The sequence below is a fragment of the Rubritalea sp. genome, assembly GCF_051252225.1.
In the GTDB taxonomy this organism is placed as follows: Bacteria; Verrucomicrobiota; Verrucomicrobiia; order Verrucomicrobiales; family Akkermansiaceae; genus Rubritalea.
In genome coordinates this window covers 36,102-48,165 of record NZ_JBPOGE010000002.1, presented here as the reverse complement: position 1 = coordinate 48,165, position 12,064 = coordinate 36,102, and the positions used below count along the sequence as shown (strand labels likewise).

Here is a 12,064-nt window from a genome sequence, read left to right as displayed (position 1 = left end):
GTGTAGAGAATCCACAAATTTTACTATTAGACCAATAAAAGGGTCTAATTCAAACCGCTATGAAAAAACTATTTACGATCCTTTCTTTTGTCGGCGTGTCACTTATGCCGATAAGTGCTGCAGAGAAACCTAATGTTGTCGTGTTTTTAGTCGATGACCTCGGCTACATGGACATCGGAGCCAATAATCCTAACTGTTTTTACGAGACTCCGAATATCGATGCGTTAGCAAAAAGCGGGATGTTATTTACGGATGGGTATGCAAGCTGCCCGGTATGTTCCCCATCACGCGTGAGTATGCTTACTGGCAAATACCCAACTCGTATCGGAACAACGCACCTTTTCCCTGGGAATAAAAAAAGTAAAGGGAAGAGCGGGACTTACAATCCAGCACCATTTCTTGCAGAACTTCCATTAGAGGAAACGACTCTAGCTGAGGCTCTTAAGTCTGAGGGGTACGCGACTTTTTTTGCTGGGAAGTGGCACCTCGGCTACGGCCCAGATTTTCGACCACAGAAGCAGGGATTTGATGTGAATATAGGAGGTCACGATAGAGGTGGTCCCTACACCGGTAAGAAGTACTTTGCTCCTTATAATAATCCTGAAATTAAAGAAGAGGGTCCAGCTGGTGAGCATCTTCCCGCGCGTTTGGGCAAAGAAACTTCTCAATTTATCATCGAGAATAAGGATACGCCATTTCTTGCCTATCTTTCATTTTACTCAGTCCATACGCCATTGATGGGTCGAAAGGATCTCATCGGTAAATATAAAGAGAAAGCGAAGACGCTCGGGATCAAGCCATCGAAGGAAGATGACTTAGCTCAGGTAATGGGGGCGAGTGGCAAGAAATCACAGATTCGTACCAAACAAACCCATTTCACATATGCGGCGATGGTCGAAGCGATGGACATAGCGATTGGTTCCGTGATCGATACGATCAAAGCTGAAGGACTCTGGGATAATACGATCATTGTTTTTACTTCTGACAACGGTGGTCTCTCGACTTCTGAAGGTCTTCCTACCAGTAATAAGCCTCTCAATGGTGGTAAAGGCTGGATGTTCGATGGCGGGATTCGTGAGCCTTGGATTATCCGTTATCCCTCTGTGACTACAGCTGGTAGCGTGTCAGATGTACCTATCTCAGGAATCGATCTTTATCCAACGATAGCCACAGCGGCTGGTTATAAAGTGGAGCCAGAAGTAGATGGAGTGGATCTGAAACCTCTTCTTGCAGGTGGAGAGCTCGAGCGTGATGCGATTTACTGGCATTACCCACATTACAGTAACCAAGGTGGAATTCCTGGTGGAGCGATCAGAATGGGCGACTTCAAGCTTCTCGAAAATTACGAAGATGGAAGTGTGGCACTTTACAATCTCAAGGATGACATTGGAGAGCTCAATGACCTGTCCAAGCTGTACCCAGAGAAGGTGGCCGAAATGAGAGCACAGCTCCATACTTGGTACGAATCTATGGATGCAAAGTTCCTCGAGTCAAAGGGTGGTAAAGAAGCCTGGAGACCAGCCTACTTCGATAAGAAGTAATCATTTTCCGTATTACCAAATAGTTATGAAAAAAATTCTATCCTTAGTTTTCGCCCTCTCTTCCTTTGCCGGTGCAGAAGAAAAACTTCCCAATATCGTCTACATTTTAGCTGATGATATGGGCTACGGAGATGTGAAAGCGCTCAATCCTGAGAATGGCAAGATCGCGACTCCTGCGATGGATAAGCTAGCGAAAGAGGGGATGATCTTCACAGATGCGCATACCTGTTCTTCTGTGTGCACACCTACTCGTTATGGCCTGCTTACAGGGCGCTATAATTGGCGCACGACAAAGCAGCGCGGTGTTTTAAATGGGACCTCGGGACCACTTATACCGACTTCTCGAACCACTGTTGCAAAGGTGCTGCAAGATGCTGGATACACCACCGCGATGGTGGGTAAATGGCATCTTGGATTAGGTCTTCCTAAAAAAGGGAAGAGTTTTGATTGGACGGGTGAAGTCACTAAAGGGCCGGTCGATCTTGGTTTTGATTACTGGTATGGCATTTCAGCTTCTTTGGATTTCCCTCCCTACATTTACATTCACAACAACAAGTTTGTGGGTGAAGCCACGGCTAAAAAAGCATTTCACCGCCCAGGGCCTGCGGAGCCAAGCTTCGAAGCTGTCGAGGTGCTCGATGAACTAGCGGAGAAGTCAGTCGAGTACATTCAGTCACAAAAAGATGGAGAGAAACCGTATTTCCTCTATGTGCCACTCACTTCACCACACACGCCGATTGTTCCTTCAGCGGAATGGCAGGGGAAGAGTGGACTTGGTGACTACGGTGACTTCATGATGCAGACTGATGCGATCATTGGTGAAATAATCGAGGCTGTTAATGAAAGTGGTAGTGCTGAGAATACGCTGGTCATTGTCTCCAGTGATAATGGCTGTTCGAATAAGGCAGATATCCCAGATCTTATCAGTAAGGGGCATTACCCAAATGCCCAGTATAGAGGGCATAAAATGGAACTATGGGACGGTGGGCACCGCGTGCCACACATCGTGCGTTGGCCAGCAGTAGTGAAAGCTGGCAGTTCCTCAGACGAGATTATTTGCTTAAATGACTTCATGGCGACTTGTAGCGAGATCACAGGCCGTAATCTAAAGGATACTGAAGGTGAAGACAGTGTGAGTTTCCTGCCAGCACTCAAGGGCGAGAAAATTGAGACCGAGCGTGCAGGCATAGTTCATCATTCCTTTACAGGGAAGTTCGCGTACCGCTCTGGTAAGTGGAAGTTGATTCTAGCGAAAGGTTCCGGAGGTCTCGATAAGGGGATCACTCAAGAAGAATGGGCTGCAGCTCCCAAAGGTCAGCTTTACGATATGGAAAGCGACGATGGCGAAACTAAAAACCTCTACACTGAGAAACCAGAGGTAGTTGAGCAGTTACTCGCTATGCTCGAGCAGGAAGTGCAGCAAGGGCGTAGCACGCCAGGCGAAGCTCAGAAGAATGATGCTAAGAAGGTCAAGATCTGGTAACTAGAGTTTATTTATACCGATGCCCCATTTCAGCGATTGTCTGGAATGGGGCATTTTTTATGCGTAATCAAGGGGGCGACCTAGCTATGATTTCTGGAACAGGAGATAGTTTGGAGCTGCCCAGCTTGACGTTTCATCCTCATGACTAGCATGCTACCCCTAATAATAGGGGGTTACCATTTTCGGTGATTTCATTTAATCGCATAGGAAGCATGTATAAAAAAATTCTAGTTTTTATAGCCCTAAGCATTTCTGCAGTCTCCGCATCGGAGCTTAGATTTTGGACCACTGACGATGGCACATTTTTCAAGGCTAAGTATGAAAGTTTTAGCAATGGAAACCTAAGTCTGACCAATGAAGCTGGGAAACAGGCTCGATTTTCTGTGAAGGACATGGGGGTGGCCGATCGTTTCTACCTTCATGAAGAGCATGACATCCCCTTGGCGGATCTAGAAGGCGGGGATATCCTTAGTGTCGAGGAAGATGTTTCGATCAGAGCGAGAGATTTTGAGGAAATCGATAGGATTGAACTTAAGGGTGATGGATACGAGGTCGTCTTGGATGGATATTTGACGCCTCGATACGTAGTGCTGTACGAAAAAGGGCTGAAGGTGGAAGAGTTTGTTGAAGCTCTTGAAAGGATACACTTCAGCCACTCTTATAGGCATCCCAGACAGAACGAACTCGTGTCAGGTCAGCGCAAAGCCTATCTCTTCATGGAGGATGGGGGGGTGTATGATGATCTGGGTACAGCCTATGTAGATGATTTACGGGAAAATGGTAAGTTGGAGGAACGTGAAATCCTGCAAATCGAAGCGGATTGGTCGATCCTTCGTGGGCATAAGCCTTGGCAGCTCCCTGAAGAATACCAAAAGAAGTTTAATACAAGTCCGCGTGCAGACATTCAATTTCCTGACTCAAAGAAGAGTGATAGAGAGTCGCAGGTGATTGGCTTTTATAACCAAAAATGGTGGATTGATTGGCCGCATAGGATGCGTATCCACGCACGTGTTCCTGGTTCCGGCGCTAAGCATATCAAGGATGATCGTGAGAACTCGATTGCTTTCTCTTTGACCACCGCGCTGCAAATGAATAACGACATTAGAACATTTGGGCGGAGTACTAAAACGTTTGGCTCAGCATTAGAAAACTCTACTGCACTTATCACTGGAAGGTTTGGTGATTCGAAGAAGTGGACATCAGAGCTCGCAGATAAAGTGAAGTCAGGAGATGTCACTGCGGACTTCAGTATCTTCTATAACGCTCCAGAAAACATCCCGCCGACGACAAAAGAGGAGTATCAAAACTTTGGTCTGCTAGTCGCGGGAGCTGGCCGATTTATGGAGCACGACCTCGAGCATATGTTTGGCGTATGTAGGCTTACAGAATACATGCATGCGCATAATAAACTTCCAGCGGAGTCGGAATTGCCTGCAATCTTAGGTTACGATTCTATGGAGGAACTGAATGCAGCTTTCACTGAGTTCTTGCTGAAAGAGAACCGAAAGATGAAGCCTTAGTTAAGAAGGCTCAGGAGATGCCGAGCCCCACTGCTCCTATCGATTTTTCATCAAATCGCTGAGGAGAACATCTCCTAGGAGATACATGAATTTGTAATTATGTGCTTTGGCATTGGCCGCCAGCTCTTTGACTATTTCATGGTCTTTACGGTTGAGCTTCCGGCCCTTTCCATACTCGGCGATTTTAACGATGAAGTTGTAGGCGAAAATGTCTTTGTCTTTTAGAAGTGCTTTCTTGAAGCCTCGAATGTCATCAAACTTGGTTCCAAGAAAGACTCCAGATGGATCAATTGTTGAGTTTTTACCGTAGCTATCCCTATAGCGACCAATGATATCAAAGCTCTCTAGAGCCAAACCGGGAGGGTCCATGTTCTTGTGACAGGCGAAGCATTTAGGATCTTCGCGGTGTTTCACTAATAGATCTCTTGGAGTGTTCACATTGTTTAGGTCTGGAACAATCGCGGGCACCTCTTCTGGTGGCGGTGGCGGCGGTGTTCCCATTAATTCATCAAGCACCCAATGACCGCGAGTTACCGGTAGAGTCTCTACTCCGTTAGAGGTAATAGCGTGGATGCTCGCTTGACCAAGTAGCCCACCTCTGACCGAGTCTCTGGGTAAGTTTACCATCACTAGCTCATTGCCTCCATCAAATGGAATCTCGTATAAATCCGCGAGAGCTTTGTTGAGGAACGTGTAGTCCGAGTCTAGAAAGTCAGTGATCGGCTGGTTTGTGAAGAGAATATGCTCAAAGAAGGATAGGGTCTCAGATCTCATCGCTTGTTCTAAATTATTTCGGAAGTAGATCGCATGTTGTTTGTCGTCTTCTGCTGGTCGCATAGTCCCGAGTTCATCGATGGATAACCATTGAAGAGCGAAGCCTTCGACAAAGTTTCTGGATTTTGGGTCTTTAAGCATGCGGCGCAGCTGATCTTTATAGACTTCAGGGTCGAGTAATTCACCTGAGTTTGCCAGCTTGAAGAGCTCCATATCCGGCATGCTACTCCAGAGTAGATAGGAAAGCCGGTTAGCTAGCTGGAACGGATTCAACTCTCCGACATCTTCTTTAATATAAAGGAAATCAGTGGAGGCCATGATAGCCGCAAATGTTCGGATAAACGCCTGATGCCAGCTGTTGCTCTCACTGTATTGGTCTTCTAAATATCTGGTGTAGCGAATTCTTTCTTCATTATTCACTTGGCGCCTGAACGCTCTGGAAATGAAGTTACGTAAAATCTGATCTCGCATCCCCCTTAACTCTAGGTCGGGCATTTCATTGACCTGGAATGCGGTTTTGTAGGTTCGAGGTGGCCATTCCAGTTTGAGTGGGCCTTCCATGGTGAATTTACCAACAGCCAAGCCTGGAGGGGTGATGGGTTTCAGATTTCGGCGCACTCTCATTCGGTTGATATTTCTTGGCTTTTTCGTACCGTTAATGAACTGAACGTAAGGTAGAGCTCCCTTTTCTAACCAAACGACACCTTCATAGTTCATCAACTTTTGATCTTTGATGTCAAACTCATGATAGATGTGAGAGACGCCATTGTAGAAAACTCCTATTCCCATCTGGAAGGGGCGGCCATCTGCGGGTGCACCTCCGTATTCGCCCTGAGATCGGTCAACCCCTGCAGCTGTTGCCGCGATTCGGTAGTATCCGGATGTCTTTACCTTATTGGCAATGTCTTTACCAAAAACCATGCCTTTCTTGACACGGCTGATGACATAATCAGGAGTTTTTCCATCGAGGTACGCTGTCACTTCAATATTTTTAGGGCCGTAACTGTCGGTATTACTTTCCGGCTTAGTATAGTCCTCGGTATACAAGGCCGCATTGAGGCTGAAGGACGCCGAGTTGAGATATTCTAACAGCAGTTCGTTGGAGATATAGAGGCTCTCACTATTTGTATCGAAACCTTTTTCTACTTCATCGTCGAAAATGTAAGTGCCCGGATTGAAGAGTTTATCTGAGAGTCCTAGTAAGTCTCTGACCGTATTTGTATACTCACGCTTATTCATACGGCGAAAGCCTGTCGCTATGGTAAAGCGTTCGTCACGCGAGATCGCATCAACGAGTTTGAGGATTTCAGCAGTGTGTTCTTTTGTCGGGTGAATGTCAGCCTCTTCTGGTGGCATGTCTCCGAATTCCATTTGCTCATAGATCTCGATCCAAAGGTCTGCACCTATGTCGGCCACGTCGTCGAGACGTACATCTCCCTTTTGCTTATCGGAGCCATGGCATTCGACACAGTATTTCTGCAGGAAGGGGACGATGGGCTTGTACTCGCCTTGTCCCATAAGCTGAGACGCAAAAGCGAGTATTAGTCCTAGAATAGGGAAAATTCTCATCATGTGTGGCTTAACTTAAGATGTGGTTGAGGTCCCCAGTCGCGGTATTGTATTTTTCCACTTCGAGTCCAAAGTTTTGCAGCATGGAGGTGTACAAATTGTTCAGAGGAGTCGAAGCTTTATTAAATTGTTGAGCATCATAGTGGCCTCTATGCTTAAAGCCTCCACCTGCTGCGATGATTGGGAGGTTTCTGTTAGAGTGTCTTGCTGCATCACTGAGCGCGCTGCCAAAGAGAATCATGGTGTCGTCAAGAAGGTTGCCCTGTTCGCCTTGGGTGTCTTGGAGCTTTTCCATGAATCTAGCCATCTGGTTGACATAAAATGACTCGATAATTTCGAGCTCTTTTAGCTTATCAGGTCTCTTCCCGTGATGGGATAATGTGTGGTAGCCTAGAGTTACTCCATCGAGGTCGATTCTTTTATTATGCATACCGTAAGCAACGGTGAACACACGGCTGGAGTTCGTTTGGATAGCTAGGTGGAATAAATCGAAGAGAAGTGAGCTTTCACCGAACAGGCCTTCTGGATCACCATGTCTGTCTGTAGCTTCGAGCTCGGGCATTTTCATGTTTGGCTTAGCCACGGATCTCCAGCGTTCTTGGCCTTGGAGTTGGATTTCGGCGTCTCGGATAGCAGTAAGGTACTCATCGAGTTTCGCTTTATCTACGTGATTCACCTTGCTCTCAATAGACTTTGCTTGGTCCTTAATGAGATCAAGAATACTGCCTTGTTGCTCGATCTCTACCTTTAAGGCATTTTTAGCAGCTTCGGAATCATTCACAAAGAGCTGCTTAAAGAGCTCCTGGCTGCTACCAGTCTCGCGGACTTTCGTGCCTGATAAACTGTAGGACGGGGAGCCTTTTCCGCCGAGAGAGCAATGGATGGATGGGTAACGTGTATCATAGCCTACAGCGCTGGCGGCGACTTGATCCACGGTGGTGAGAGTCCTGTCACCACGGCCAGAACCATTGAGGAAAGAAGCCAGCCCCCCGTGTCCGGAAAACACATTGGGATGATCCATGTTTGAGAAAACGGTGTATTTCCCCTGATGCTTCATCATCGACTTAAGTACAGGGCTGGCGGTGAAATTTAATCCAAAGTCTTTAGGGAAGAATTGGCCAGGATACATTCCTAAGCCAGTATTTATGAACACCATTCTCTTGCTAGAACTAGGAAGACTCCATTTTGCCTGCCCAAATGAGGGTAAAGAGTGCAAAAAAGGTAAGCCGATGCTTACTCCTGCTCCTTTTAGAAAATGGCGTCTAGTTAAACTCATAGGGTGGGGTTTTAGGTGAAAAGATAGAATGGAAGTTTGGGTGAACAGGGATCAATATTGAAACCTTAAGATGTTGATATTGAGTAGTTAAATGTGGATTTCATCCAGTATGGAAATACTGTGGATGAGGTGATTCTACCTTCACACTACGCTTAGCATAAACGCGTTCTTTCTTATAAAAACCGAGGTGAGCTCAGATCCTAGTATATTTCGCTAGACTGGTTTTTCTACTGCAGTGCTATTTTATGAGTGAAAGATCACCTAGTTTAGCTACGTTCCTATGGGCGGTCTTAGGTGCCCACTGTGAAACACAGAAACTTTTAAAACACACATTGTGAAAACCACTCTATTTAATAAATGTATCGGACTTTTGTTCATTGCTCCTGCTATCATGCAGGCCGACGATAAACGTCCAGAGAAGCCCAATGTCTTAGTTCTACTCACCGATGACCTCGGTTGGCAGGATGTTGATTGTTACGACATTGATGAGCCGAACGCGTACGTGACACCTAACATCGATGCTTTTTCTAAAAAAGGAGTGCAGTTCTGGAGAGCTTATTCGCCAGCGCCGACATGCGCGCCGTCGCGTTGTGCTATCGTAAGCGGAGTCCATCCTGCTCGAGCACAGAAAACACACATCAAAGGTGGGACACCACCTAAGCCTTTAGCTAAGGGAGCTCGGATGATGTCTCCATGGTTCAGTGCAAGGACACCAGTGGGCGATTACACAATGGCTTCTGCGATGAAGGATAATGGTTACGCTACTGGCCATGTTGGCAAATGGCATATTTCCTACTCTGAGCCTAAAGCTACTGAGCTAGGTTTCGATGTGAGCTACGGAAGTCGCATTTCAAAGGCATTGATGAAGGACCGGCTTAAAGACTTTGCCACGAACGATGTTAAGGATCCTTACAAGCTCGATGCAAATGGGTTTCCACACAACCAAACTACGGAAAACGCCCTCAAGTTTCTTGGTGACAATAAGGCGAAACCTTTTTTCCTCTATTACGCAACATGGCTTGTGCACGCACCTATTCAGACGCGTTCTGAGGAATTACTGAAAAAGTATGCTGCAGAAATGGGGATAGACCCTGCCGATAAGAAGAGCTTTGACGGGAACTCGATAGGCCAGAAGAACCCATTCTACGGGGCAATGGTTGAAGAACTCGATTACAACATCGGCCGCGTCTTTGATTATTTAGACAACACCGATGATCCGCGCTGGCCTGGGCACAAGCTGAGCGAGAATACTTTTGTCATTTTCACTTCCGATAATGGCGGGACTGAGGGGAAATCCTATGAACGTTATACGGATAACACACCACTAGACTTAGGTAAGACTTCGGTCAAAGAAGGTGGTGTTAGAGTACCATTCATCGTTGCTGGTCCTGGCATTCCAGCGGGTGTAGAAACTGACGTGTTAGTGAATGGTCTCGATATTTATCCTACCGTTCTCTCCATGGCTGGCGCTAAACAGCCAGACAAGCAGCTCGATGGTCTCGACCTCTATCCGCTCCTGACCAAAGACCCAACGAATCCTGAATTGGTGAAAGACGCTAACGGCGAGTCACGTGACGAAATGATGTGGCACTTCCCACACACAGCCTTGGAAAGCGCGATCATCGATGGCGACTTCAAGTTGGTTAAAAATTACGATTTCGTTAAAAATCCACAACAAAAGGAGTTCGAACTCTTTCAGCTCTATGTGAGTAAGGACGGCAAGAAGGAACGTCTAGACATAGAAGAATCCAAGAACCTCGCTGATTCCATGCCAGAGAAAGTGCAAGCGATGGATGCAAAACTCACAGCTCAGCTGACTGAGATGAAGGCGAGCTACCCTCACTACAATCCAGAGTCTTCTAACGAGTTACCTCACCAAGCGTCAGTGCCGACCGTGCTTAAGCATAAGCTCGACGGTAAAGTACTCACTGTGGATTTTAAAGAAAATGGAGCAAAGGTAACTAAGGCGAACCTTATCTACACCACCCAAGAAAAGAACGCCGGATATCAGGAGTGGTTTCCGGTTCCGATGAAACTTAGCGGGTCTACAGCTACTGTGAAGCTGCCTAAAGGTGCCAAGTATCTTTACGTGAACCTCATCGATGAAAATAACTTCCTCGTGAGTTACCCTAAGTCTAGTTCATCTGACAAGGCGGGCAAAGTGGGTAAGAAAAAGTCCTCACCCACTGACCTAGCTATTTCTGTTAAGTCTAAGTAAGGTTCTATCGCGTTCTACTTAGATATGTAGCTACTTAATTTTATAGGGCACTCTGTTGAAAAGCAGAGTTGCCCTATTTTTTTTACACTTCATCTCATTTACTGATGGGGGTGAACTGTTCATCTCTAGTATTGGTGTAGACTGGGATGAATTGTGAAAAATGTATTTTAGCTGTCCTCTTGGAGCTTAGGTCTCTGTATTGTATCGTATGATCAGCTTGCAAAAATATTTAACCAGATGCGCCATTGGGCTTTCTTTTGTCGGGGGAGTTATTGCGCAGGAGAAGAAGCCAAATTTCGTGGTTATTTTTACCGATGATCTAGGTTATCAGGATATTGGCTGCTTTGGGTCTCCAAAGATTAAGACTCCGAATATCGATAAAATGGCAGATGAAGGGATGAAGTTTACCTCATTTTATGCCCAGCCAGTTTGCGGTCCATCTAGAGCTGCTTTGATGACTGGCTGCTATCCACTGCGTCTATCGAGAAATGATAATGGGGAGATTCCTCACCCGAAGCTAGCATTGTCAGAAGTGACCGTAGCTGAGGTTTTGAAGGATGCTGGCTATAGAACAGGAGTTTTTGGTAAATGGGACCTCGCTGGTCATAGCCAGACTCAATTCAATTATGACTTAGCACCTACTAAGCAAGGCTTCGATACCGCTTTTTGGACTCCTGGAAGTAACGATTCTGTAGTGAATCTGCTACGGCAGGATGAGATGATCGAATCCGCAGCAGACATGAAACAAATCTCACGCAGATGGACTGATGAGGCCATTTCCTTTATTGATCAAAATTCTGAGAAACCCTTTTTCATCTACTTGGCCCACTCGATGCCGCACACAAAACTCGCGGCTGCTCCTCCTTTTTTAGGGAAGTCTGAGCGTGGTCTTTATGGTGATGTAGTTGAAGAGATCGATTTTCATGTGGGACGTTTGTTAGATAAGATTAATGAAGAAGGACTGGATGAGAATACCTACGTGATTTTCACCAGTGATAATGGCCCGTGGTGGATCAAAAAAGATGAGGGTGGGAGTGCTCTTCCTCTGCGTGGAGTAAAATGTTCATCCTATGAAGGTGGTTCTAGAGTGCCATTTGTAATCAGAGCGCCAGGGAAAGTGCCCGCTGGTAAAGTGAGTGAGCAGATTACTGCAACGATCGATATTCTGCCCACATTCGCTAAATTAGCAGGTGGAGAAGTGCCGTCTGATCGTGTCATCGATGGCGAGGACGTGAGCTCGCTTTGGCATGGAAGCGAGGATGAACTTGATCGGACATTTTATTACTATGAGCATACTAGGTTACGCGGTGTAAGACAGGGGAAGTGGAAACTTTTGGTTCCCCATACTGACACTGACAAGAAGGTAGAGTCTCTGAAGAAGTGGCCAAACATGATTCCACCTGCTGACCGTGGCTGGCAGACTGAAGTAGTACTGTATAATCTTGAGGAAGACATCTCAGAAGAGGTTAATGTCGCAAAGTCTCACCCAGAGGTAGTCGCTGAACTACAGAAACTCGTCGATTCGATTCGTGAAGATATCGGGGATAGTGCCAAGCGCGGAGTGAACGCGCGACCACTCGGAGATGAGCCCTATAAGACTCTAGGAAATGAACATGCTGTCCCCATTAAATCTGCGAAGGGCGGAAAGAGAGCCAAGAAATAAGCCCCCAATAGAAAACATAA

Annotated in this window: 7 protein-coding genes; 5 read left to right on the top strand and 2 right to left on the bottom strand. The window is 46.3% G+C overall.

Annotated features, from left to right (window positions below):
* Positions 1–59 precede the first annotated feature (59 nt).
* The 3 genes from ACSHX2_RS02635 to ACSHX2_RS02625 all read left to right on the top strand — a co-directional run bounded on the left by ACSHX2_RS02635 (position 60) and on the right by ACSHX2_RS02625 (position 4,544).
* Positions 60–1,541: a sulfatase gene (locus ACSHX2_RS02635; RefSeq protein ID WP_435690295.1), complete on the top strand. Its 1,482-nt coding sequence runs from the start codon at positions 60–62 to the stop codon at positions 1,539–1,541.
* Between the two features lie 25 nt (positions 1,542–1,566).
* Positions 1,567–3,024, top strand: a complete 1,458-nt coding sequence (locus ACSHX2_RS02630; RefSeq protein WP_435690294.1) for a sulfatase family protein — start codon at positions 1,567–1,569, stop codon at positions 3,022–3,024.
* 212 nt (positions 3,025–3,236) lie between these two features.
* Complete coding sequence (locus tag ACSHX2_RS02625; protein WP_435690292.1) at positions 3,237–4,544, top strand: hypothetical protein; 1,308 nt, start codon at positions 3,237–3,239, stop codon at positions 4,542–4,544.
* Positions 4,545–4,580: 36 nt separating this feature from the next.
* On the opposite strand, the gene ACSHX2_RS02620 is transcribed toward ACSHX2_RS02625, so the two are convergent.
* Both ACSHX2_RS02620 and ACSHX2_RS02615 read right to left on the bottom strand, forming a co-directional pair.
* Positions 4,581–6,890, bottom strand: coding sequence for a DUF1592 domain-containing protein (locus ACSHX2_RS02620; RefSeq protein WP_435690290.1), 2,310 nt, complete (start codon positions 6,888–6,890; stop codon positions 4,581–4,583).
* A gap of 7 nt (positions 6,891–6,897) precedes the next feature.
* Entirely contained in the window at positions 6,898–8,103 is a 1,206-nt protein-coding gene (locus ACSHX2_RS02615; RefSeq protein WP_435690288.1) for a DUF1552 domain-containing protein, read from the bottom strand.
* Between the two features lie 394 nt (positions 8,104–8,497).
* Between ACSHX2_RS02615 and ACSHX2_RS02610 the strand changes: the two genes are divergently transcribed.
* Together ACSHX2_RS02610 and ACSHX2_RS02605 are read left to right on the top strand one after the other, a co-directional pair.
* Positions 8,498–10,381: a sulfatase gene (locus ACSHX2_RS02610; protein WP_435690286.1), complete on the top strand. Its 1,884-nt coding sequence runs from the start codon at positions 8,498–8,500 to the stop codon at positions 10,379–10,381.
* 208 nt (positions 10,382–10,589) lie between these two features.
* Positions 10,590–12,044, top strand: coding sequence for a sulfatase family protein (locus ACSHX2_RS02605; protein ID WP_435690284.1), 1,455 nt, complete (start codon positions 10,590–10,592; stop codon positions 12,042–12,044).
* The last annotated feature ends 20 nt before the right edge of the window (positions 12,045–12,064 follow it).